Source organism: Nonomuraea mangrovi, from assembly GCF_042681425.1.
GTDB lineage: Bacteria > Actinomycetota > Actinomycetes > Streptosporangiales > Streptosporangiaceae > Nonomuraea > Nonomuraea mangrovi.
In genome coordinates this window covers 233,833-257,984 of record NZ_JBHUFV010000061.1, presented here as the reverse complement: position 1 = coordinate 257,984, position 24,152 = coordinate 233,833, and the positions used below count along the sequence as shown (strand labels likewise).

17 protein-coding genes are annotated in these 24,152 nt (G+C 69.2%); 13 read left to right on the top strand and 4 right to left on the bottom strand.

Features of this window, described 5'->3' with window-relative positions; all coding sequences use genetic code 11:
• Positions 1–94: 94 nt before the first annotated feature.
• From ACFSKW_RS40175 to ACFSKW_RS40160, 4 genes are read left to right on the top strand one after another with little or no spacing between them, the layout of a single operon-like run.
• Positions 95–1,063 (top strand): branched-chain amino acid ABC transporter permease, encoded by a 969-nt coding sequence (locus ACFSKW_RS40175; protein WP_379579130.1) that lies wholly within the window; start codon positions 95–97, stop codon positions 1,061–1,063.
• A gap of 56 nt (positions 1,064–1,119) precedes the next feature.
• Complete coding sequence (locus ACFSKW_RS40170; protein ID WP_379579128.1) at positions 1,120–2,211, top strand: branched-chain amino acid ABC transporter permease; 1,092 nt, start codon at positions 1,120–1,122, stop codon at positions 2,209–2,211.
• Between the two features lie 41 nt (positions 2,212–2,252).
• The gene (locus tag ACFSKW_RS40165) at positions 2,253–2,993 is read left to right on the top strand and encodes an ABC transporter ATP-binding protein (protein WP_379580245.1); all 741 of its coding nucleotides are present in this window, start codon (positions 2,253–2,255) and stop codon (positions 2,991–2,993) included.
• Positions 2,983–3,714 carry an ABC transporter ATP-binding protein gene (locus ACFSKW_RS40160; RefSeq protein WP_379579126.1) on the top strand — a complete coding sequence of 244 codons (732 nt, stop codon included), beginning with the start codon at positions 2,983–2,985 and terminating at the stop codon, positions 3,712–3,714. The genes ACFSKW_RS40165 and ACFSKW_RS40160 overlap by 11 nt, the downstream gene beginning before the upstream one ends.
• 44 nt (positions 3,715–3,758) lie before the next feature.
• Here ACFSKW_RS40160 and ACFSKW_RS40155 read toward each other — a convergent pair whose 3' ends face one another.
• Positions 3,759–4,292, bottom strand: coding sequence for a DUF4352 domain-containing protein (locus ACFSKW_RS40155; RefSeq protein ID WP_379579124.1), 534 nt, complete (start codon positions 4,290–4,292; stop codon positions 3,759–3,761).
• A 198-nt stretch (positions 4,293–4,490) separates the two neighbouring features.
• On the opposite strand from ACFSKW_RS40155, the gene ACFSKW_RS40150 reads away from it, so the two are divergent.
• Genes ACFSKW_RS40150 through ACFSKW_RS40140 form a run of 3 tightly spaced genes read left to right on the top strand, consistent with a single transcriptional unit; the run spans position 4,491 to position 7,069 of the window.
• Positions 4,491–5,417, top strand: a complete 927-nt coding sequence (locus ACFSKW_RS40150) for an ABC transporter substrate-binding protein (protein WP_379579122.1) — start codon at positions 4,491–4,493, stop codon at positions 5,415–5,417.
• Between the two features lie 3 nt (positions 5,418–5,420).
• Entirely contained in the window at positions 5,421–6,308 is an 888-nt protein-coding gene (locus ACFSKW_RS40145) for an amino acid ABC transporter permease (RefSeq protein ID WP_379579120.1), read from the top strand.
• Positions 6,305–7,069, top strand: coding sequence for an amino acid ABC transporter ATP-binding protein (locus ACFSKW_RS40140; protein ID WP_379579119.1), 765 nt, complete (start codon positions 6,305–6,307; stop codon positions 7,067–7,069). Before ACFSKW_RS40145 ends, ACFSKW_RS40140 begins: the two co-directional genes overlap by 4 nt.
• A 152-nt stretch (positions 7,070–7,221) precedes the next feature.
• On the opposite strand, the gene ACFSKW_RS40135 is transcribed toward ACFSKW_RS40140, so the two are convergent.
• On the bottom strand, positions 7,222–7,566 hold the full coding sequence (locus ACFSKW_RS40135; RefSeq protein WP_379580243.1) for a PaaI family thioesterase: 345 nt from the start codon (positions 7,564–7,566) through the stop codon (positions 7,222–7,224).
• A gap of 119 nt (positions 7,567–7,685) precedes the next feature.
• Between ACFSKW_RS40135 and polA the strand changes: the two genes are divergently transcribed.
• From polA to rpsA, 3 genes are all read left to right on the top strand, one after another.
• Positions 7,686–10,376, top strand: a complete 2,691-nt coding sequence (gene polA, locus ACFSKW_RS40130; RefSeq protein ID WP_379579117.1) for a DNA polymerase I — start codon at positions 7,686–7,688, stop codon at positions 10,374–10,376.
• A gap of 276 nt (positions 10,377–10,652) precedes the next feature.
• Positions 10,653–11,756 (top strand): polysaccharide deacetylase family protein, encoded by a 1,104-nt coding sequence (locus tag ACFSKW_RS40125; protein ID WP_379579115.1) that lies wholly within the window; start codon positions 10,653–10,655, stop codon positions 11,754–11,756.
• Between the two features lie 224 nt (positions 11,757–11,980).
• Entirely contained in the window at positions 11,981–13,462 is a 1,482-nt protein-coding gene (rpsA, locus tag ACFSKW_RS40120) for a 30S ribosomal protein S1 (protein ID WP_379579113.1), read from the top strand.
• A 614-nt stretch (positions 13,463–14,076) separates the two neighbouring features.
• Here the strand turns inward: rpsA and ACFSKW_RS40115 are convergent.
• On the bottom strand, positions 14,077–15,216 hold the full coding sequence (locus ACFSKW_RS40115; protein ID WP_379579111.1) for an acyltransferase family protein: 1,140 nt from the start codon (positions 15,214–15,216) through the stop codon (positions 14,077–14,079).
• A gap of 867 nt (positions 15,217–16,083) precedes the next feature.
• On the opposite strand from ACFSKW_RS40115, the gene ACFSKW_RS40110 reads away from it, so the two are divergent.
• Positions 16,084–16,530 (top strand): GNAT family N-acetyltransferase, encoded by a 447-nt coding sequence (locus tag ACFSKW_RS40110; protein WP_379579109.1) that lies wholly within the window; start codon positions 16,084–16,086, stop codon positions 16,528–16,530.
• A gap of 34 nt (positions 16,531–16,564) precedes the next feature.
• On the top strand, positions 16,565–17,152 hold the full coding sequence (coaE, locus tag ACFSKW_RS40105) for a dephospho-CoA kinase (RefSeq protein ID WP_379579107.1): 588 nt from the start codon (positions 16,565–16,567) through the stop codon (positions 17,150–17,152).
• A gap of 154 nt (positions 17,153–17,306) precedes the next feature.
• Here coaE and ACFSKW_RS40100 read toward each other — a convergent pair whose 3' ends face one another.
• Positions 17,307–22,874: a TIR domain-containing protein gene (locus tag ACFSKW_RS40100; RefSeq protein WP_379579105.1), complete on the bottom strand. Its 5,568-nt coding sequence runs from the start codon at positions 22,872–22,874 to the stop codon at positions 17,307–17,309.
• A 95-nt stretch (positions 22,875–22,969) separates the two neighbouring features.
• Here ACFSKW_RS40100 and ACFSKW_RS40095 point away from each other — a divergent pair, with 95 nt between their 5' ends.
• A complete protein-coding gene (locus ACFSKW_RS40095; protein ID WP_379579103.1) occupies positions 22,970–24,118 on the top strand; it encodes an SLC13 family permease in 1,149 nt (382 codons plus the stop codon).
• Positions 24,119–24,152 lie beyond the last annotated feature (34 nt).

Sequence of the window (24,152 nt, the reverse complement as noted above, 5' to 3'; positions counted from 1 at the left end):
CGGGGAGCGGGATCGCCGCGAGCGGTCCCGCTCCTTTCGCGCATCTGCTGCCGGCAGTGCAGGAGAATCCTCGCCTAGAAGTGGTAATCGTCTCGTGTTCAATGACTTCTTTGCTCAGTTCTGGCCGCAAACAATCGACGGCCTAGCGTTCGGATCCATTTACGCGCTGATCGCGCTCGGATACACGATGGTGTACGGCGTGCTGAGGCTGATCAACTTCGCGCACTCGGAAGTGTTCATGATCGGCACGTTCGGCGCGATGTTCGTGCCTTTCGTGTTCGGCATCAACACTCCGCTGACCGGCATCGCGCTCGTCGGGCTGATCCTGGCCATGATCGCCGCCGGTGCGCTGGCCTCGGCGGGCACCGCTATGGCCCTCGAGCGGATCGCCTACCGGCCGCTGCGCAAACGTGGCGCCTCCCGCCTGGCCGCGCTCATCTCGGCCATCGGCGCCTCCATCTTCCTCCAGGAGCTGTTCGCGCTCCTGGTCATCCCCACCGTCTTCAACAGGCCTGAGCGCGGCCGCATTCAGATGGGCCTGCCGCGCATCATGGAGCGCACGGAGCTGTTCTCGATCTTCGGCCACAAGGTGATGACCCACCAGGTGTTCGTGGTCGTGGCGGCGCTCGTGATGATGATCCTGTTGGAGCGGCTGGTCAACCGGACCAAGATCGGCCGTGGTATCCGCGCGACCGCGCAGAACCCCGAGGCCGCGGTGCTGATGGGTGTCGACATCAACAAGATCGTCCAGATGACGTTCTTGATCGGCGGCGCGATGGCCGGTGTGGCCGGCGCGCTGTACCTGCTGGCATATGAGAACACCAACTACTACATCGGTTTTCTCTTCGGCATCAAAGCCTTCACCGCGGCGGTTCTCGGCGGTATCGGAAACCTTCGCGGGGCCTTGGTCGGCGGAATCGCGCTGGGGCTCGTGGAGAACTACGGCGCCATCATCTTCGGCTCCGACTGGAAACACGTGATCTCGTTCACGGTCCTCGTCTTGGTCCTGATGTTCCGGCCCACCGGGCTTCTCGGTGAATCACTTCAGCAGGCGCGCGCATGAACCAGAAGAATCCACTGTCAAACATCCGAGCCGCGTGGGGCGGTTTCTCCGACCGCATGCGCGACGCGTGGGCCGTGGCCCCCTGGTGGCAGCGCTGGACCGTCTACGTGCTGCTCATCATCGGCGCTCTGCTGCTTCCCTCGGACTCGCTGGCGCCGATCATGTCGCCGTACTCCGACTGGGCGAGCGTGCTGTTCTTCCCGATCGGCACCTTCGTGGTGCTGGCGATCGGCCTCAACGTGGTGGTCGGCCAGGCCGGCCTGCTCGACCTCGGCTACGTCGCGTTCTACGCGATCGGCGGCTACACGATGGGCCTGCTGGGCACCAGGGCAGGTTGGAACTTCTGGGAGATCCTGGTCGTCGGCATCCTCATCTGCGCCCTTTCGGGCGTCGTGCTGGGCGCGCCGACGCTGCGGCTGCGCGGTGACTATCTGGCGATCGTCACGCTGGGCTTCGGTGAGATCATCCGCATCACGGCCCGCAACACCGACGAGATCGGCGGCCCGAACGGCATCCGCGGCATCCCGCACCCGCCGAGCATCGAGGGTGTGGAGCTCTTCGGCGTGCAGATCTTCAAGTACGGCGTGCTGGACCCGAGGCCGTACTACTACATGCTGGTCGCGCTCGCCGTCATCGTGATCATCCTGGTGAAGCGCTGGGAGAAGAGCCGCGTCGGCAGGGCCTGGGCGGCCATCCGCGAGGACGAGGACGCCGCCGAGGTCATGGGTGTGCCGACGTTCAGGTTCAAGATGCTCGCCTTCGCCATCGGCGCCTCGATCGGTGGCGCGATGGGCGTGGTCTGGGCCGCCAAGGTCATCTCGCTGAACCCGAACGACTTCCTGTTCCTGCTGTCGGCCACGATCCTGGCCGCGGTCGTCATGGGTGGCGCGGGCAACCTGCCGGGTGTCATGCTGGGAGCGTTCATCGTCGCCTGGTTGCCCGAGCGATTCCGTGGCCTGCAGGAGTACCGCATGCTGATCTTCGGCGCGGTGCTCGTGGCTCTGATGATCTTCAGGCCCGAGGGTCTGTTGCCTTCCAGGCAGCGCAAGGCCGAACTGAAAGAGGGATCGGGCGGCATGGGCAGCCTCGGCGCCGAGGTCGCGGGTCCCGAGTCGAAGCCTGAGACGGTCGAGGGGGCGAGCAAGTGACCCAGGAGAAGAAGGCCCTGCTCGAGCTGCGCGGGCTCACGATGCGCTTCGGCGGCGTGACGGCGCTGCGCGAGGTCGATCTCATCGTGAACGAGGGTGAGATCTTCGCGCTGATCGGCCCGAACGGCGCGGGCAAGACCACGGTGTTCAACGTGGTCACCGGCGTCTACCAGCCGACCGAGGGTGAGGTGCGCTTCCAGGACGAGAAGATCAGCGGCCTGAAGCGCTTCAAAATCACCAAGCGGGGCATCGCCCGTACGTTCCAGAACATCCGGCTGTTCCACAACATGTCGGCGCTGGAGAACGTCATGGTGGGCGCGGACGCGCACCACAAGTCGGGCATGGTGAGCGTGGCGCTCGGTCTGCCGTGGCACCGCAAGGCCGAGCGTGAGGGCCGGGCGCTGGCGATGGAGCTGCTGGAGTTCTGCGGCGTCTCGCAGCGGGCCGACGACTACGCCAAGAACCTGCCCTACGGCGACCAGCGCCGGCTGGAGATCGCCAGGGCGCTGGCGACCAACCCGAAGCTGCTGCTGCTCGACGAGCCCGCGGCGGGCATGAACCCCGCGGAGAAGGAGGCGCTGCAGCAGCTCATCAGGAGGATCAGGGATGCGGGGCGCACTGTCCTGCTGATCGAGCACGACATGAGCCTCGTCATGGGCATCAGTGACCGCATCGGCGTCCTCGACTTCGGTCAGAAGATCGCGGATGGTCTGCCGGACGAGGTGCGGAACGACCCGCGGGTCATCGAGGCGTACTTGGGGGCACCCGCAGATGCTTCTTGAGGTCAAGGACATCCACGTCTTCTACGGCAAGATCGAGGCCATCAAGGGCATCTCGGTCGAGGTGAACGAGGGCGAGATCGTCACGCTGATCGGCGCCAACGGCGCGGGCAAGACGACGACGCTGAAGACCATCTCGGGCCTGCGTCCGCTGTCGTCGGGTTCGGTGGTCTTCGACGGGCATGACATCAGCAAGATGCCCGGCCACAAGCGGGTCCAGGCGGGCCTGGGCCAGGCGCCCGAGGGCCGCGGCATCTTCCCCGGCATGACCGTCCACGACAACCTGCTGATGGGCGCCTACACCCGTAGCGGCGACATCGCTCCCGAGCTGAACGAGGCCTACGAGCTGTTCCCGCGTCTTGCGGAGCGGCGCAACCAGTTCGCGGGCACGATGTCGGGTGGCGAGCAGCAGATGCTGGCGATCGGCAGGGCGCTGATGGCCAAGCCGAAGGTGCTGCTGCTCGACGAGCCTTCGATGGGTCTGGCGCCGCTGCTGGTCAAGCAGATCTTCGACATCATCGAGGAGATCAACCGCAGGGGTACGACGGTCCTGCTGGTGGAGCAGAACGCCCAGCAGGCGCTGCAGCTGGCGCACCGGGCGTACGTGCTGGAGACCGGGAAGATCGTCAAGAGCGCTCCCGCGCACGATCTTCTGAACGATCCCGCCGTGCGGGCCGCCTATCTGGGCGGCGATCTCGGTGAGACGAGCGCCAACGGACACTGAGCGACGGGGGCGGGCGGGGTCGTCTTCGGCGGCCCCGCCCGTCGTCATTTCAGCGCCACCTGCGCGCCGTCGGTGCTGGGATAGCCGATGGGTGGGTCGCCGTACAGCTTGACGGCGGTGGGCTTGGCGTCCTTGGGGATGTCGAACCAGAGGTCCATCTCGAGTCGCACGCCCGCTCCGACGGGGATCTCGACGGGCTGGCGCTTGGTGATCTGCGCGGTGTCGCTGATGGGGTGGGTGCGCCCGTCGGCGGTGACCAGCCGCTGCCTGCGCGCGTCGAACCGAGATGTGGATCTTCCCGGATTTTCCACCACGACACGGACTGTGATGAACTGCCCCTTGGCCGGCCACTCGGCGTGACTGCCTGAGAGGCTGGCCTGGCCGGTCTGCAGGCCGATCACCTGGAACCGCGCGTCCCCGTCGTTGACGGGCGCCGCGTGGATCGGGACCTCGTTGACGCGAACAGGGCGGGCGGGCAGGTCGTAGGTCGGCCTCGCCTGTGGTTTCGCCGGTGCGGGGGCCGAGCTGCAGGAGGCCAGCGCCAGCAGGGCGCAGGCGATGAGGATGGGTCGGCGCACGTCGCCACGGTACGAGGAGGACGGTGCCTTGTGACAGAGGTCGGTCGCAAGAGATGTTGACCCGATATTCGGCTTATGTCGAAAGACTTACGCTTGTAGGAAGTTGTCCGATTGTGTCTGAGCGGTGATCTGCCTGGTGACAAGCTTGCGGGAGCATCTCTGCGACAAGACCAGGAACCGAAGGGGACCGTTGTGAGTATGGGTACTCTTTCCCGCCGCGCGCTCGCGGCAGGCACGTTCGTCGTCGCGGGCGCGCTGACGCTCACGGCCTGTGGTGGCGGCGGCACGACCGCCGCCAGTCCTGCCGCCCCGGCGGCGACAGGGGCCTCCTCGGCCGCGCCCAGCGCGCAGAACACGCTGGCGGCGATGGTGCCCGACGCGATCAAGTCGGACGGCAAGCTGATCGTCGGTGTCGACGCCTCCTACCCGCCGAACGAGTCGGTCGACCCCGCCTCCCAGAAGATCGTGGGCTGGGACGTCGAACTCGTCGAGGCCATCGCGGGCAAGCTCGGCCTGACCGCCGAGTTCCAGAACGCCGGCTTCGACACGATCATCCCTGGGCTGGGGTCGGGCAAGTACGAGCTGGGCTCCTCCTCCTTCACGGACAACAAGGAGCGGGAGAAGGTCGTCGACTTCGTCACCTACTACTCCGCCGGCACCGCGTGGGCGGCGCTGAAGGGCAACCCGAAGGCCGTCAACCCCGACGACGCCTGCGGCAAGAAGATCGGTGTCCAGCAGGGCACCGTTCAGGTCGACGACATCAAGGCGAAGAGCGAGGCCTGCACCAAGGCGGGCAAGCCCGCCATCGACCAGGTCGTGCGCAAGCAGCAGACCGAGGTCAACGCCGACCTGGTGTCCGGCAAGATCGACGGCATGCTCGCCGACTCGCCCATCGTGGGCTACGCGGTCAAGCAGACCGGCGACAAGCTGGAGATCATCGGTCAGGCCTACGACACCGCGCCCTACGGGTTCGCCATCGGCAAGAACTCGGGGACCTTCAAGGACGCGTGGCTCGCGGGGCTGAAGGAGGTCATGGCGGACGGTACCTACAAGTCGATCCTCGACAAGTGGGGTGTCGGCGACGGCGCCATCACTGACCCGGTGATCAACGGGGCACAGGGGTAACCCATGACTGAGACGGAGAGGGCGCGGCCTGAAGTGATCAGAGCCGTGCCCGTCCGGCACCCGGGTCGGTGGGTCGCGGCGGTGATCATCGTGGTGCTGGCCGCGATGCTGGTCAACAACCTGATCACCAATCCGAACTACAACTGGCCCGAGCAGTGGAAGTACTTCCTGTCCGAGCCCGTGCTGAACGGCGTGCGCAACACGATCTGGCTCACCATCGCCGCCATGGTCGGCGGTGTCGGCCTGGGCATCGTGCTCGCGCTCATGCGTCTGTCGGCCAACCCGCTGATGCGCGGCGCGGCCTGGCTGTACCTGTGGGTCTTCCGCGGCACCCCGCTTTACACGCAGCTGCTGATCTGGGGCAACATCGGGGCGCTCTTCCCGCAGGTCGGGATCGGCATCCCGTTCGGCCCCGAGTTCGCCACGTGGCCGACCAACGCGCTCTACAGCGCGGCGGTGATGGCGGCGCTCGGCCTGATCCTCAACGAGGCGGCCTACATGGCCGAGATCATCAGGGCCGGCATCCTGTCGGTCGACCCGGGGCAGCAGGAGGCCTCCCAGGCGCTGGGCATGACCCGCATGCAGACGATGCGGCGGATCGTGCTTCCTCAGGCCATGCGGGTCATCGTGCCGCCGACGGGCAACGAGGCGATCTCGATGCTGAAGAACACCTCGCTCGTGGTGGCCATCCCGTACCTGGAGCTGACCTTCACGGCGCAGACGATCTACGCCACGACCTACCAGGTCATCCCGATGCTGATCATGGCCTGCATCTGGTACCTGATCCTGTCCTCGATCATGATGGTGGGGCAGTACTACCTGGAGCGATACTTCGCGAAGGGGTCACTCCCCGGCGGCGGCCGGGTCAGGAACGTAGGCGGGGCGGCATGAACGACGTGATGGTCAGGGCCGAGCAGGTCTGCAAGAGCTTCGGTCACGTCGATGTGCTCAAGGGCATCGACCTCGAGGTCCGCAACGGCGAGGTGATGTGCGTCATCGGCCCGTCCGGGTCGGGCAAGTCCACGTTCCTGCGCTGCATCAACCACCTCGAGAAGATCAACGCCGGCCGCCTGTGGGTGGACGGCAAGCTGATCGGCTACCGCGAGCACGGCGGCAAGCTGCACGAGCTCAAGGAGAGGGAGGTCGCGGCGCAGCGCAAGGACATCGGCATGGTGTTCCAGCGCTTCAACCTCTTCCCGCACATGACCGCGCTGGAGAACGTCATGGAGGCGCCCCAGCGGGTCAAGCGCGAATCGGGCGCCATGGTGCGGGCCAGGGCCGCCGAGCTTCTCGAGCGGGTGGGGCTCGGCGGGAAGATGGGCAACTACCCGGCCCAGCTGTCGGGAGGTCAGCAGCAGCGCGTCGCGATCGCCAGGGCGCTGGCCATGCAGCCGAAGCTCATGCTCTTCGACGAGCCGACCTCCGCGCTGGACCCCGAGCTGGTCGGCGAGGTCCTCGACGTCATGAAGGGCCTGGCCAGGGACGGCATGACCATGGTCGTGGTCACCCACGAGATGGGTTTCGCCCGCGAGGTCGGCGACTCGCTGGTGTTCATGGACGACGGGCTCGTGGTGGAGAAGGGCGCGCCGCGCGAGGTGCTGTCCAACCCGCAGCACGAGCGGACGAAGCTGTTCCTGTCGAAGGTGCTCTAGCCGTACAGAGGAACCGGGGGGGCCTTTGGGACCATGTAGGGCTTCCCCGGCCCCACACGTTTTCTACTCGGCCTCCCCGCGGCTCTGTCGGCACAACCGTAGCGACCACTGGGGCGGCCGCGCAAAGGGTGCGCACAACTCGCGCGTGTTACTCAGGCGTCCCGCAGCATGCACGTGATGCGCGAGGTGCACACCCTGCGGCCCTGCTCGTCGCTGATCACGACTTCGTAGCTGGCCAGCGACCTGCCGCCGTGCAGCATGGTCCCCACGCCCGTCACGTAGCCCTCGGTGGCCGACCTGTGGTGGGTGGCGTTGATCTCGATCCCGACCGCGATGCGCTCGGATCCGGCGTGGATGGCCGCGCCGATCGAGCCGATCGACTCGGCGAGCACGACCGAGGCGCCGCCGTGCAGCAGGCCGTACGGCTGGGTGTTGCCCTTCACCGGCATCCTCGCCACCACGCGCTCGGCGCTGGCCTCGACGAACTCGATGCCCATCCGCTCGCCGAGGGTGCCCTTGTTCAGCTCGTTCACCACGGCTACGTCGAACGTCAAGGGGAGGCCTCCTGTACCTAGAGCTCACGTTTTCTGTCGCACATGGAGACTAGGCTGCCAGTGTGCCGAAGAGTGAAGTGACCCCCACCCGTCCTTGCCTGTTGCTCCTGGATGGGCATTCCCTTGCCTATCGGGCGTTCTACGCCCTGAAGGACGCCAACCTGATGACCTCCGACGGTCAGCACACCGAGGCGGTCTACGGGTTCACCTCGATGCTGACGAACATCCTGCGCGATGAGCAGCCGACCAACGTGGCGGTGTGCTTCGACAGGTCGGAGCCGACCTTCAGGCACGTCGAGTACGCCGAGTACAAGGCCAACCGCAGCGAGACGCCCGAAGACTTCCGCGGGCAGATGCAGCTGATCTTCGAGCTGCTCGACACCATGCGCATCCCGCGCCTGTCGCTGGCGGGCTACGAGGCCGACGACCTGATCGCCACGCTGGCCACCCGCGCCGCCGCCGAGGGCATGAGCGTGCTGATCGTCACCGGTGACCGCGACGCGCTCCAGCTGGTCAGCCAGGACATCACGGTGCTGATGACCAGGCGCGGCATCAGCGACATGACGCGCTTCACCCCCGAGGCGGTCGTGGAGAAGTACGACCTGACGCCGCAGCAGTACCCTGACTTCGCCGCGCTGCGCGGCGACCCCAGCGACAACCTGCTGAGCATCCCAGGGGTGGGGGAGAAGACCGCGGCCAAGTGGGTGCGCGAGTTCGGCTCGCTGACCGCCCTGGTCGACCGGGTCGACGAGGTCAAGGGCAAGGTCGGCGACAAGTTGCGCGAGCACGTCGCCCAGGTCCTGATGAACCGCAGGCTGACCGAGCTGCTGCGCGACGTGCCCGTCGAGGCCGACCTGGCCGAGCTGAAGCAGGGCGTGTGGGAGCGCGAGGAGATCAACAAGCTGTTCGACTCGCTGCAGATCCGCGGCGAACTGCGCGAGCGCGTCTTCAAGGTGCTCGGCACCGGTGAGGCCGAGCCCGAGCAGGGCTTCGAGGTGGAGACGGTGATCCTCGGCCCCGACAGGGTCGCGGGATGGCTGTCGGCGATGCCCGAGGGGCGCGCGGGGCTGGCCTTCAAGGGCGCCTACGGCAGCGGCACGGGCCGTATCGACGGCATCGCCGTCGCCTCGCCCGACGGCACGGCCGCCCACATCGACCCCACGAGGCTCACGGAGGCCGACGAGAGCGCCCTCAGGGCGTGGCTGGCCGACGAGGCGAGGCCGAAGGCCGTCCACGACGCCAAGGGCCCCATGCTGGCCCTGTGGGCGCAGGGGATGGAGCTGAGAGGCCTGGCGTGCGACACCGCGCTGGCCGCCTACCTGGCGATGCCGGGTCAGCGCACCTTCGCCCTGGAGGACCTCGCCCGCCGCTACCTCAACCGCGACCTCAAGGTCGAGGAGGACTCCGGCGGCCAGGCCGCGCTGTTCGGCGACGACGACGACGCGCCTGCCAAGGATCTGGCGCTGCGCGCTCACGCGGTGCGCGAGCTGGCCGACTCGCTGGAGTCCTTCCTGGCCGGGCGCGGCGGCACCCAGCTGCTGGAGGACGTCGAGCTGCCCCTGCTGAGCGTGCTGGCCGAGATGGAGCGGGCCGGCATCGGCGCCGACCGCGCATATCTCGCGGGCCTGGAGTCGGAGTTCGGCGGCGCGGTCAAGCAGGCCGTCGAGGAGGCGCACCGCGTGGTCGGCGAGCCGTTCAACCTGGGCTCGCCCAAGCAGCTGCAGGAGATCTTCTTCGTCAGGCTCAACCTGCCCAAGACCAAGAAGACCAAGACCGGCTACACCACCGACGCCGACGCGCTCACCTGGCTGGCCACGCAGACCGACCACGAACTGCCGATCATCATGTTGCGCCACCGCGACCAGCAGAAGCTGCGCACCACGGTCGAGGGGCTGATCAAGGAGATCACCGACGACGGGCGCATCCACACGACGTTCAACCAGATCGTCGCGGCCACGGGGCGTCTGTCGAGCGAGAAGCCCAACCTGCAGAACATCCCGATCCGCACCTCCGAGGGCCGGCGCATCAGGCAGGGCTTCGTCGTCGGGGAGGGCTACGAGACGCTGCTGACCGCCGACTACAGCCAGATCGAGCTGCGCATCATGGCGCACCTGTCGGGCGACGAGTCGCTGATCGCCGCCTTCGAGTCCGGTCACGACTTCCACCAGGCGACCGCCGCCCGCGTCTTCGACCTGCCGCCCGAGCAGGTCGACGGCGAGCTGCGCGCCCGGATCAAGGCGATGAACTACGGCCTGGCCTACGGGCTGTCGGACTTCGGGTTGTCGGGGCAGCTGAACATCCCCGTCGCCGAGGCCAGGGCGCTCAAGGAGGAGTACTTCGAGGAGTTCGGCGGCGTCCGCGACTTCCTGCACGAGATCGTCACCCAGGCCCGCAAGGACGGCTACACCGAGACCATCATGGGCCGGCGCCGCTACCTGCCCGACCTGACCAGTGACAACAGGCAGCGGCGCGAGATGGCCGAGCGGATGGCGCTCAACGCGCCGATCCAGGGCTCGGCGGCCGACATCATCAAGGTCGCGATGCTCAACGTGAGCCAGGCGCTGCGCGAGGAGAGGCTCGCCTCAAGGATGCTGCTGCAGGTACACGACGAGCTGGTGTTCGAGGTGGCCCCGGGCGAGCTGGAGACGCTCCGGCAGGTCGTCACCGACCAGATGAACTCCGCCTACAGCCTGCGCGTCCCTCTGGACGTCTCCGTGGGCGTCGGCCGCACGTGGGAGGACGCGGGTCACTGACCCGCTCCCTCCACTCCGTACGGCACGTCTGGGACAGGTCCGTACGGGGTCTCAGGGACAGGCCACCGTGGGCAGGGGGCCGTCGTCCGTCCATCACGCCGCTCCTGGCCCACGGGGCCAGGGGCGGGTGACGCGTGCCCCTTCTGGGGCGCGCGCCTGGACGGTGAAGCACACGGCCCGGCGGGTCGATCATGAGAGCCTCTGTGCCGTTCTGGTCTAGGCTGAGGTGATTGGTCTGCCCCCGATCGGCACGGGAGTTCAGTGCGGAATTCAGCGTTGCTCACGCGGATCCTTGGGGTGGCCAACGCCGTGGTCATCACGATCGCGATCGCGGCTCTTCTGCTGCTGCCGACCGCGGGCGAACCCACCGTGGGGCGCACCGCGGCGGTCGGCACGGCGAAGCCGTCGCAGGACCCCCAGGCCACGCCCGCGGCGAAACCGGATCTGCCGAGCTCCGACCTGCCGCCCGCGGTCAACGCGACCCCCGAGTTCGCCAAGCAGGTGAAGGCGAACGAGCTCGGCCTGGTCCCCGTGCTCATGTACCACCGGATCATGAAGAAGCGGTTCGCCTCGATCGACCGCACGCCATCGCAGGTCCGCCAGGAGCTGGAGAAGCTGGCCAGGCAGGGTTACGTCCCGATCACCGCCAAGGAGTTCGTGACCGGAGACATCAGGGTGCCCGCAGGCAAGTTCCCTGTGGTCCTCACCTTCGACGACGGCCACGCCAGCCACTTCGCGCTCGACGGCGGCGGCATGCCCAAGAAGGACACCGCCGTCGGGATCATCTACGACGTGGCCAGGAAGTACCCGGGCTTCAGGCCCGTGGCCACCTTCTGGATCAACCACTACCCCTTCGGCCTGCGGCGCCAGGAGGACCAGGCCGCGGCCGTGCGGTGGCTGACGGAGCGCGGCTTCGAGGTGGCCAACCACACCTGGTCCCATCCCAACCTGGCCGTGCTGCCGAAGAAGAAGGTCAAGGAGCAGATCGTCAGGCTGGAACGGCTGCTGAAGAAGCTCGGCGCGCCGGCCTCGGACACGCTCGCCCTGCCGTTCGGCTCGATGCCGCACCCCAAGAAGATCGCCAAGGCCGGATCATGGGACGGCACGGACTACGATGTCGAGGGCGTCTTCCTCGCGGGCGCCGAACCCTCGTTTTCGCCATACGCGAAAAATTTCGACGCGGGCGCGATCCAGCGGATCCAGAGCAACGGCAAGCGGGGCGAGTGCCGAAAGTGGTGCTCACAGTACTGGTTGGAATGGCTGAACAAACACCCTGGCGAGCGCTTTGTCTCCGATGGAGACCCGCAGCGGATCTCCATCCCACGGAAAACTGAGGGTAATATCGCTGTCAAGCGGAGAGCCCAGCTCAACGCCTACTAGGCGGCCCCACGCGGCTTTGCGCGCCTTGCACTCCCGTGTCCTCGGATTGACCCCGCCCGCCAGGTCTCATATGCTGATCGCTGCGCTGTGGGCTCGCGCGCGCCTCAGACGGAGCGGGCTCGCGCTCGGTCTCGTCGATGACGTCATCCTCGGCTTGATGCGGAAGAGAGCCTGCTGCGCATCCGCCACATCGACATCTGTCCGCGTTCGGAGCAATTCCACACATGACGAGCAGCACCGAGGCCACCTCGAGCACCCCGCAGGTAGCGGTCAACGACATCGGTTCCGAAGAGGCCTTCCTCGCCGCGATCGACGAGACCATCAAGTACTTCAACGACGGCGACATCGTCGAGGGCACCGTCGTCAAGGTCGATCGAGACGAGGTCTTGCTCGACATCGGTTACAAGACCGAGGGTGTCATTCCCTCGCGTGAGCTCTCGATCAAGCACGATGTCGACCCGGCTGAGGTTGTCGAGGTCGGCGAGCACGTCGAGGCCCTGGTTCTCCAGAAGGAGGACAAGGAGGGTCGCCTGATCCTGTCCAAGAAGCGCGCGCAGTACGAGCGCGCCTGGGGCACGATCGAGAAGATCAAGGACGAGGACGGCATCGTCACCGGCACCGTCATCGAGGTCGTCAAGGGTGGTCTCATCCTCGACATCGGCCTCCGTGGCTTCCTGCCGGCGTCCCTGGTCGAGATGCGCCGTGTTCGCGACCTGCAGCCCTACGTCGGCCGCGAGCTCGAAGCCAAGATCATCGAGCTGGACAAGAACCGCAACAACGTGGTCCTGTCCCGCCGCGCCTGGCTCGAGCAGACGCAGTCCGAGGTCCGCCAGACCTTCCTCAACACCCTCCAGAAGGGCCAGGTCCGCAAGGGCGTCGTGTCCTCGATCGTTAACTTCGGTGCGTTCGTGGACCTCGGCGGCGTCGACGGTCTGGTTCACGTCTCCGAGCTCTCCTGGAAGCACATCGACCACCCCTCCGAGGTTGTCGAGGTCGGCCAGGAGGTCACCGTCGAGGTTCTCGACGTCGACATGGAGCGCGAGCGCGTCTCCCTCTCGCTCAAGGCGACGCAGGAAGACCCGTGGCAGCAGTTCGCCCGCACCCACCAGATCGGCCAGGTCGTGCCGGGCCGCGTCACCAAGCTGGTGCCGTTCGGCGCGTTCGTCCGGGTCGAGGAGGGCATCGAGGGCCTGGTCCACATCTCCGAGCTGGCCGAGCGCCACGTGGAGATCCCCGAGCAGGTCGTCCAGGTCGGCGACGAGATCTTCGTGAAGATCATCGACATCGACCTCGACCGTCGCCGGATCAGCCTCTCGCTGAAGCAGGCCAACGAGGGCGTCGGCGCCGAGGTCGAGTTCGACCCGACGCTGTACGGCATGGCGGCCACCTACGACGACCAGGGCAACTACATCTACCCCGAGGGCTTCGACCCGGAGACCGGGGAGTGGCTCGAGGGCTTCGACAGGCAGCGTGAGGAGTGGGAGCGCCAGTACGCCGAGGCGCAGACCCGCTTCGAGGCCCACAAGAAGCAGATCGAGGACGCCCGCAAGGCCGAGGCCGAGGCGGGCGAAGTCCCCTCGACCTACAGCGGCGAGACCCAGGCTCCGTCCAGCAGCAGCTCGTCCTCGGCTCCGGCCGCCGGCGCGCTCGCTTCGGACGAGGCCCTCGCGGCCCTGCGCGAGAAGCTTGCCGGTGGGCAGAGCTGACGCTCCTCTCGGGCTGAGCTAGTCGGAGAAGCCCCGCACGGACATCCGTCCGTGCGGGGCTTCTCCGCGTTCGCTCCGTGTCTGTCTCATGGCCTGTACGGCAAGCAGGGGTCACGCGCCACCCCTGGCACGTGGCCGGGGCCTGTCCAGGGACACGCCTTCCCGAGCGCGTGACCGGGCCACCCCAACGGACCCGCTTCCCTGAGCGCGCATGGTCGGGCCGCCCCAAGGGGCACGCCTTCCCGAGCGCGTGACTGGGCCACCCCAACGGGCACGCTTCCCCGAGCGCGCGCGGCCGGGCCACTCCAACGGACCCGTGGCCCTCCGCTCTGGGCTCGAACGCTCCTCCGGGGCGAGTTCGGCGAACTCTTGGGCGCGGCAGCAGGATGCACGGCACCCATGCTGCACGGCACCCATGCTGTGTGGCGGCAGGGTCCCCTGGGTGACGCGGGGGATCGGCCCGAAGGCTTGGCGTGGGGGAGCTGAGCCGCCGGACGCGGGAGGCGGCCGTATCGGGCCGTAGTCGTAGCTGCGGGGAGATCGGCACCCGAGCTCGATGGAGATGGAGGCCGGGTGGTCAGGGACGGCGTGGTGGCCTGTGTCGGTGTCCTGGATCAGGCGCGGCGGGCGGTGAGGCGGCGGCCGAGGCGCTGCATCGGGAGTTCGACGAAGCGATAGGTCAACCAGCTCGCCCCCACCGTGAGCACCAGGAACAGTCCCGCCATCGACACCTGCACCGGTAGCGGCACCCAGCGCAGGTCGCCCGTCACCGTGATGAAGGCCTTCAGCAGCGGATGATGTAGCAGGTAGAGCGAGTAGCTGATCATTCCGAGCCAGGCCAGGAGGCGGAACGTCGCGCGCCGCCGCAGCGCCATCGCGCCCGCGAAGGTCACGGCCGCCAGCGCGATCGTGGTGATCCACACGCCGGGCCGTACCCACCACCAGCCCGCCTGGATCGCCCAGGCGGGAGCCACCGCGACGAGCGCGGCGGTGACGGCGACCGGCCAGAGCACGCCCTCGCCTCGCTCCCAGCGCTGGATGGCCGTGCCGGCGAACATGACGGCGAGGATGGCGAGCCCGAACCACGGCACCCTGCTGGTCAGGATCAGCAGGGCCAGGGCGCCCGCGCCCATGACGTACGCGGCGGCCTTCACGAACCTGCCGCTGATCAGGCAGGCGACGCCGCCGAAGAAGACCGTGAACGCCAGCCAAGAAGGCCAGGGACCCGGCGCGATCGGCGCGGCCGCCATGAACAGACCGCTGACGACGGCCGCCGCGCCGAACCCGATCGAGGTCGGGCCGCTGCGGCGGTGCGCGCCCGCGACGAACAGGGTGGTGACGAGCAGGTAGAACACCATCTCGTAGGCGAGGGTCCACATGGTGTCGACCGTGGCGCCGGTGCCCAGGGCGTCCTGGAGCATCGTGGCGTGGGCGGCGACCGAGGACGACTCCCTCGGGACGGCCTCACGGATCGGGATCCACCACGACGTGGCCAGGACCAGGGCGATCACCGTGAGGTAGAGGGGGTAGAGGCGGCAGAGCCTGCCCACCCAGAAGCCGCCCACGTCGCCGCGGCGTTCCAGCGAGGTCGGGATGATGTAGCCGCTGACGAGGAAGAACACCAGCACGCCGTACATGCCGAGGTTGAACCAGTACGGCCGCAGGGACGGGACCACCCATGGCAGCAGGTGCTCCGCCAGCACGGCGACGGCACCGATGCCGCGGAGCGCGTCCAGCCACGCGAGCCGCGACAAAGCGGAGGATTCGCTCGGTCGGGCTGCTGCGCGGGCAAAAGACATTAGACCAACTTATCGAACCCTGCCCCCACCGATGGACCGTCCCCCGACGACTCGCTCCCTGACCTGCGCTCCCGCACCCCCAGCCCTACACCCTTCGGCCTCGCACCCCCAGCCCTACACCCTTCGGCCTCGCACCCTTCGGCCTCGCACCCTTCGGCCTCGCACCTCGCCGCCCCGTCGCGTCCCACCCGGCCCGTCCCGTCCGGCACCATCCCGCCCCGCGTCGCCTTGTCCCGCCTCGCCTTGTCCCGCCTCCCGCCTCGCCTTGCCTGGCCTCCCGCCTCGCCTTGTCTCGCCTCGCACGCCGAGCCGCGCGCCTCGCCCCAGTCCCGCACCGCCTCGCCCCGCGTCCCGCGCCGCCTCGTGCTGCGCCCGTCGTCCTCGAACCGTGTCTCATACCGCCCCCAACCACGCCGAGCCGCCGCCTCCGAGCCGTGCTGAGCCTCTTCTGTTCCAGCAGGGCCCGCGCCGGGGTGCCGGGACGCGCCTGCGCTGCTCCGAGGCGTGCTGGGCCGCGCCTGGGGTGCCGGGACGCCCGGGCCGCTCCGAGGCGTGCCGAGCCTGTTCGTGACGTGACCCGTGACCCATGCCCCGTGCCCCATGTCCCGTGCCCCCGTGCCCCCGTGCCCCCGTGCCACGTGCCACGTGCCCCGTGCCCCGTGCCCCGTGTCCGTGTCAGGGCGCTGCTCGAGCTGTGCTGTGTCGCGCCTGAGCTGTGCCGAGCTGCCCTGAGGTCTGGAGAGGGGGTTGACGGGCGGCCGCCGGCAAGGCGGCGGGGGCGCTTGCCGTACCCGGGAGGGAGGGGGCCGCTAAGGTGAGGGGATGATCGCGCGGGCGGTGGCACAGGACGCGGGAGAGATCCTGACGGTGCAGCGGGCGGCCTACGTCACCGAGGCCCAGCTGTACGGTGACCCGTTCATCCCGCCGCTGGTGGAGTCGGTGGAGCAGGTGCGCAAGGCGATCGAGTCGGCTGTCGTGCTCAAGGCCATCGTGGGCGGACGGATCGTCGGCGCGGTCAGGGGCCAGCCGGCGGGCACCACCTGCCTGGTCGGGCGGCTGGTGGTGGCGCCCGACGCGCAGGGGAGCGGCATCGGGACCGCGCTGCTGGAGGCCCTGCACGAGCAGGTGGCCGAGGCGACGGCGTTCGACCTGTTCACCGGCCACCTGTCGGAGGGCAATCTGCGCCTCTACCGTCGCATGGGGTACAAGGAAACGAGTCGGGAGCGAATGGACGATCATCTCACTCTGGTGCATATGCGGAGAGGTTGACGTCAGAGATCTCCTGGACGGATAGGCTCTGCGTGTGCTGAAAGTGGGTCTGACCGGCGGGATCGGGTCGGGGAAGAGCGAGGTCTCCAAGCGACTGGCGGAGCGCGGCGCGGTCGTGATCGATGCTGACAAGATCGCCAGAGAGGTGGTCGAGCCCGGCACGGAGGGGCTGGCCAGGGTGGTGGCGGCGTTCGGCGAGGAGATCCTGCGCGAGGACGGCTCGCTCGACAGGGAGCGGCTCGGCTCGATCGTGTTCGCCGACTCCGAGAAGCTGGCCACGCTCAACGGGATCGTCCACCCGCTGGTGGGCGAACGCGTCGCGGAGCTGCAGAAGAGCGCGCCCGACGGCGCCGTGGTGGTCTACGACGTGCCGCTGCTGGCGGAGAACAAGCTGGCCCCGATGTATGAGGTCGTGATCGTCGTCGACGCCTCAGACGAGGTCCGCGTCGAGCGGCTCACCAAGGTCAGGGGCATGTCCGAGCATGACGCGCGAGCCCGCATCGCCGCCCAGGCCTCGCGGGAGGAGCGGCTGGCGGTCGCCGACATCGTGATCCCGAACGAGGGCTCGCTGGACGACCTGGAAGCCAGGGTCGAGCAGGTGTGGGAGCGGCTCAGCGGCTGAGCGAAGGTCACGCGCAGGGCGCCCGACCACCTCGCCCCTGTCGAGACGCGAACAGCGCCGGGCCTCCTCGGGGTGGGCTGATCGCCGAAAGGCGTGGCCGCTCCGGGCGCGTGGGCTGGTCGGCCGCGCGGCGGTGAGACGAGACGGACCACGATCAGAACTCGGCGTCCATCGCGACCGAGCGGACGGCAGGCAGGTGCGGATCGAGCTCGCCGAGCTCGAACCTGGCCGTTCCGATCACGTGCCAGAACTGTCCTGCCACCTCGCCCTGGAACTTGTAGCGCCCGTCGGGCGCCATCGCCGCCCATCCCTCGGGCAGGCCGAGGAGCGTGGCCTGCCGTACGCCGTCCCGCCAGAGGATGACCACTCCGTCGTCGCCCGCGCTGGCCAGCAGGCCGTCGGGGGAGAACGCGACGGACAGCACCCTGCGGGAGTGGCCGCGAAGGGTGTGCAGCAGCCGCCCGGTGGCGACGTCCCACACCCGTACCGTCAGGTCGTCGCCGCCGGTGGCCAGCAGGTCGCCGGTGGAGGAGAAGGCCGCGCTCCACAGCCGTCCGGCGTGCCCGCTCAGCGTGTGCACCAGCCGTGGGTTCCACGGCTTGCCCGGGCGCAGCTCCCAGATCATCGCTCTGCCGTCGTTGCTCGCGCTGGCCAGCAACCGGCCGGAGGGATCGAAGGAGACCGAGTAGACGCGGTCGGTGTGCCCTTCCAGGGTCGCGACCCTGCCGCCGGACTGGGCGTGCCAGACGCGGATCAGCTTGTCGTCGCAGCCGGTGGCGACGAAGACGCCGTCAGGGCTGAAGCCGATCGAACGCACCCTGCCCTTGTGGTCGGCCAGGTTGCTGACCAGCCGGGCGGTCGGGCGGTACCAGATCCTGACGCTGTCGTCGTCGTTGGCGGTGGCCAGGTGCCAGCCGTCGGGGCTGAACGCCTCCGCCCACACGTGGTCGGTCTCGACGTGCAGTTCCCGCTCGTGCTCGCCGGTGAGCGCGTTCCAGAAGTGGACGCCGCCGTCGTTGCTGGCGGTGGCCAGGACCGGTCCGGTGGGGGAGAAGACGGCGGAGATCAGACGGTCGGCGGCGCCGGTGAACTCTCGCAGGCGGCGGCAGGTGCGCGGCTCCCAGATCCTGACCGCGCCGTCGTTGCCGCTGGTGGCCAGCATCGAGCCGTCGGTGCTGAAGGCGACGGAGGAGATGCGGCGGCCGTGGCCGCGCAGGACGCGCGTGCACTGCCCGGTGATCGGGTCCCACAGGCGGGTGGTGCCGTCGTTGCTGCTGGTGGCCAGCTGCGCGCCGTCAGGGCGGAAGGAGAAGGGCCACACCGAGCTGCGGTGGCCTGACAGCTCGGTCTTCGCGGCCCCTCCGACCTCCTGCACGCGGACGGTGCCGTCGGAGTCGCCGGTGGCCAGCAGCTCGCCCGAAGGGGAGAAGGTCACCTGGTAGACGGCGGCCCTGTGGGTGGTGTGCGGTCCGCGAGACTCGCCGGAGCGCGGCTCCCACAGCAGGACCGCGCCCTCGACGTCGCCGGTGGCCAGCAGGTCGCCGGCAGGGGAGAAGGTGACGCAGTAGACCCGCCCGGTGTGCCCGGACAGCGTGTGCAGGAGCTCGCCGTCCTTCCAGACGCGTACCGTGCCGTCCTCGTGGCCGGTGGCGAGCAGATCGCCGGAGAAGGCGGCGCGGTAGACGGAGCCCTGCCCGGAGAAGAGCGTGCGGATGAGCCGGCCGGAGAGGGGGTCCCAGACGCGTACGGTGCCCGCCGCGTCGCCTGTGACGAGCCCCCACGAGGTGAAGGCGGCGGTGAAGATGGGAGCGGTGTGCCCGGTCATGCGGTGCAGGAGCTCGCCGGTCGCGGTGGACCAGATGCGCACGTCGCCGTCGCCTCCGCCGGCCGCGATCAGGTCGCCCGCGGGGCTGAAGCGCACCGGCCACACTCCGTCGGCGTGGCCGCGCAGCGTGTGCAGCCGCTCGCCCGTGAGCGGGTCCCACAACACGACCGTGCCGTCGCTGGCCCCCGACGCGAGCAGGTCGCCGCTGAAGGCGACCGCGTAGACCCGGCCGCTGTGCCCCTGCAGCGTGCGCACCGGCAGGCCGCCCGCGAGCAGCAGTACACCGCCGTCCTCGTTGCCGACCGCCAGCAGCGCGCCCGACGGGCTGTAGGCGATCGGCTCGGGCAGGCGGCTGGTCTGGAAGTGGTACCCGTACGGCACGCCGATCGCCGCAGGCGCCAGCTCCACCTCGACAGGGTCGCCAGGGACGGTCGCCGCGCCGCGCAGGGCGGGCAGCGTCCCCTTGACGTTGATCAGTGCGGCCCGGTGCCAGCGGCTGCCCTCGACGGCCGTGTCGCTCAGGTCGGCGCCGTACAGCCGCGCCCCCGACAGGTCGGCACCCCGCAGGTCGGCGCCGGCCAGCGTGGCCCCGTCGAGCCGCGCCCCCCGCAGGCTCGCGTCACGCAGGATCGCCCTGGACAGGTCGGTCCCGGCGAGCGTGGCCCCGTCGAGCCGCGCGCCGGTGAGGTCGGCCTCGTGCAGGTCGCGTCCCGACAGGTCCTCGCCCTGCAGGTTCGCGCCGCGCAGATCGGCCTTGGCGGGCGTGCGCAGCCTCGCCAGGATCTTGACCGCGTTGGCCCTGACAACATCGTCGGTGCCGGGATCGGACAGCACCGCCGCCACCCAGCCCTGCGCGGCCCTGGTGTCGGCCAGGTCGCACAGGAACTCCACCATCAGGGCCGACAGCGGCCGCCTGGACAGCAGCGCCGAGTCGGGCAGCGAGGCCGCGATCTGCCTGGCGATCAGCCACTCCATCACCGAGGCGTGGATGAAGCCGAACATTCCCTCGTCGGTGCGGACCATCAGGCTGCCGGTCCCCACCGCGTGGGCGGTCTGCACGCCGGTCAGCTGGCCGTCGGCCAGATCGGTGAGCGTCTCGGCGATCTCGGTCAGCTCGGCCAGGCCGAGGAAGGACTCTCCGGTGTCCCAGAGCCGCAGCGCCAGCGCGGTGACCGCCCGGCGCAGTTCCTCGGTGGTCAGCGTCGCGGGCGCGCCGGGCACGCTGGTGCGGCGTTCCTCGAAGGCCAGCCACGCGCTGAGGATCTCGTCGTACAGCAGGGCGGGGCTGATCGTGTGCCGGGCGGTGGCGACCGTGCGCAGCCGCTCGGCGTCGAGGTCGGCGATGAAGCTCAGCATCCTGGGGTTGCGCCCGAGGTCCAGCAGGTCCTTGATGCCTTCGAGCAGCGACATGCGGGACTCGGCCTCGTCGCCGTCGACGAAGCGGTTGGCCAGGTAGGAGCGGATCTGCCCGTGGGTGAAGTCCTCCACGCTGAAGACCCGCCGCTGCGGCAGTACCCCGACCATCTCGCCGAGCGTGGTCAGCACCTGCCCGTGGGACTTGAAGTGCTGGGTACGGCTGGCCACGACGATCTTCGCCTTGTCCTCGGCCGCGGCCAGCAGGGTGGTCAGGTGATCGGCGGCCCTGTCGTAGGTGACGCGGGTGACCAGCTCGTCGAACCCGTCGAACAGCAGCACGATCCTGCCCTGCCGCAGCAGGTAGTGGAACGCCTTGAGGTCGATGAGCTCCTCGCCGTGGTTGGCCAGGTGCGCGGCGACGAGCCCGTCGACGGAGTGCGCCTTGTCCAGGGCGCGCAGCTCGATGAGGATCGGCGTCAGGTGCGGCAGCTCGGTGGGGATGCGCCTGGCCAGCTCCCGCAGCGCGAAGGTCTTGCCGTGGCCGAAGTCGCCCAGCAGCAGCAGGAACCTGCCGTGGTCGGCCGACAGCAGCCGCATCAGCTCGTCGGTGAGCCCGTCCCTGGTCTCGGGCGCCGGCCGGTCCAGCTCGCGGTAGCGCTGGGGGACGTACAGCGCCGGAGGGTAGCGGCGGTCGGCGCGCAGCCTCGCCGACTGCTCGGCGACGTACTCCGACAGGTCTAGCAGGCCCTGGAACTCGGTGAAGCTGCGCACCCGCACGCCCCTGCGCATCAGCTCCTCGCGCAGCGCCCTGGCCGGGGGCGGCCCCTGGTAGACGAGTTCGAGGCCGAGGGTGGTGGCGTGCGCCTGCCGTACGAGGGAGTCGGTGTGTTCGGAGGTCAGTTCGCCGACGTGGGCGGCGATCATCACCTGGCGGACGAAGCCGTCCTCCGGGTAGGTCATCACCAGGTAGGTGTCGAACCTGCGGATCTTGATGCGCTCGTGCCTGGCCTCGCAGACCTCGGCGACGCGGTCGAGCAGCAGCGCGATGGGGCTCGGGTCGCGCTCGGCGACCTCGGGGGCCCTGGTGGGCGCGGGCGCCGTCTCGCCGGTGAACGTCGACTGGGCGGCCTTCCACCGGTACGGGGTGCGCTCGGGCTCCGCGTCGGGGGTCCAGACGCGGATGCCGGTGGGAGTGAGCTCGACGACCTGGTGCCGTCTCGGCGCGCCCACGGTGCCCTCGGCGGTGGGGCCAGGCCCGTGGAAGAGCAGGTTCAGCCGGTGCCCGATCAGACGCTCCATCGTGGTGATGTCGCGCAGCCCGCTCGGGGCGTGGCCGATGGCGCCCAGACGCAGCCACGAGCGTTCCTCGTACTCGCGCAGCCGCTCGGCGAACCAGGCCGCCTGCGCCTCGCCGACCAGCCCGTAGGCGTCCTTCTCCAGGTGGCTCATCGCCATCGTCGAGTTGAGTCCCGCCACGGCCAGCCGCAGCTCCGGCACCTCGAACAGGGTCCACGGCTGCCCGCCGTCGAACACCGGCCCCTCATGGTGCAGCTCGCCGAACATGCCGGCGTAGTGGCGCCACTTCGGCCAGTACGGCGGCTGCGGCCGCACGTCGTCGGCCTCGCAGGTGGCGAAGTACGCCTTGGCGGCGGCCTTGGTCACGTCGCGCGGGCCCGGGACCACGATCAGCCGGCGCGGCTCGAGGCCGAGCAGCACGCGCAGGCTGGTCAGGAACTGGGTGGCGTGGCCGAACTGGGTGAGCGTGCCCGACTCGGTCAGGTCGCCGGTGACCACCATCAGGTCGGGCTTCGGCATCCCCTTGTCCTGCATCCTGGTCAGGTCCGCCCAGATGCGGGCCTGCAGGTCCTCCGGCGTGAACGGCTCGCCGGGGTCGGGCAGCGCCCGCCCGAACCTGGTGCCGCCCAGGTGTAACACGCTGAGCGTGTCGCGGGTGCGCTCCTCCGCCTGGCCGAGCGGGAAGGAGGGCGCAGAACGGGGTGTGCGCCTGACCCTGCCGATCCGCTCGCGCGCCGGCTCGTCCTCCCGCGGGGGCTCGTTCTCGCGCGCGGGCTCGGCCCCGTCGTGCGGGAAGGCGGGCGGCCGGTGAGGCTTGGCGCGCCCGGCGACCGCCTCGGCGATGCGGTTGAGCAGCAGGCCGCGCGCCTTGGCCGGGTCGGTGACGCCGACCAGGTCGACCCAGGTGATCGTGGACAGCAGCCCTTCGAGCGGCACGTCCTCGAGGCGGACGGTGATCAGCCTGCTGGACGGGTTGTCGGGCGCGGCCCGCAGCGCGGCCTGCCACTCCATGCGGCCGTAGCGGGAGGTGAGGTAGTTGCGCGACAGCACGGCCACGACGACCTGCGCCTCGCTGACTCCCCTGTCCATGAAGTCGATGAAGTTCGTGCCCGGCACGAAGTCCCAGGCCTGGATCATCGTCCGGTATCCGGCCGCTTCGAGTTCCCACGCGATCCAGGTGGCCCAGGCCGTGTCGGCGGGGGAATAGCTGACGAAGATGTCGGTGGGCCTGCCGTCACGCGCCATTGCGCCAGTATCCCCGGTGGCGTCGCGGATGTGGAGGGGAACGGCACGCAAGACGATCAGTTCGCTGACTTCTGCCCATGTGCGAAGATCGAGCCGTGCTGAGCCGACTGGGCGTCCTGGACTGGATCAGGATCGGGCTGCTCGCCCTCGGACTGGCGTTCGTGGCGAGCGGGCTTCTTCCACTCGAACGGGCGGTGGAGGAGCTCGACGGCATCTGGCCGTTGATGATCTTCCTGGTGGGGGTCATCGTGCTGGCGGAGTTGACCAAGGAGGCCCAGGTCTTCGACGTCCTGGCGGCCAGGATGGCGGTGGTGGCCCGAGGGAGCAACCTCGCGCTCTTCCTGCTGTGCGTGGCCTTCGCCTCCCTGGTGACGATCTTCCTGAACCTCGACACCACGGCCGTCCTTCTGACACCCGTCATGCTCGCCCTCGCCCCGCGCGCGGGCGTGGCCGCGCTCCCGCTGGCCATGTCGACGATCTGGCTGGCCAACACCGCGAGCCTGCTGCTTCCCGTCTCCAACCTGACCAACCTGCTGGGCATGGAGAAGATCAACCTGTCCACCAGGGAGTTCGCGGGCCACATGTGGACGGCCCAGCTCGCCGCGATCGCGGTGACGATGGTGTTCCTGTGGGTGTTCTACTGGCGGGGCCACGAGCGCTACACCCCTCCCCGGCTGGAGCCAGCCGCCGACAGGGTGCTGTTCTGGGCGGCGTCCGCGGCGTGCGCGCTGTTCATCGGCGCGCTGCTGCTGGAGGTGCCGGTCTCGGTCGCGGCGCCGGTGTCCGCGGCCATCGTGGTGGTGGCCTTCTTCGTGCGGGACAGGGAGAAGCTCGCCTGGAGCCTGGTCCCGTGGCAGTTGCTGATCTTCGTCACCGGGCTGTTCCTCGTCGTGCCGACGCTGAGCGCCCACGGGCTGTCGGCGGTCATGTCGTGGCTGCTGGGCGAGGCCCAGGACCCCTACCGTGTGGCCTTCGTGGGAGCGGGCCTGGCCAACGCGATCAACAACCTGCCCGCCTATACGGCGTTGGAGAGCGTCGTCACCGATCCGCTCGCGCTGCTCGTCGGCGTCAACGTCGGCCCCGTGGTCACGCCGTGGGCGTCGCTGGCCACGCTGCTGTGGTTCGAGTCGTGCGCCAGGCACGGGGTGAGGGTGCCGATGGGCCGCTTCGTGCTCACGGGCATAGGGCTGGCCGTCGCGGGCATCGCCGCCTCCGTCGCCGCCCTCACGCTCACGTCAGGCTGAGCCGGCCGGCTCCGGCGGGGCGGTGATCGCCTCA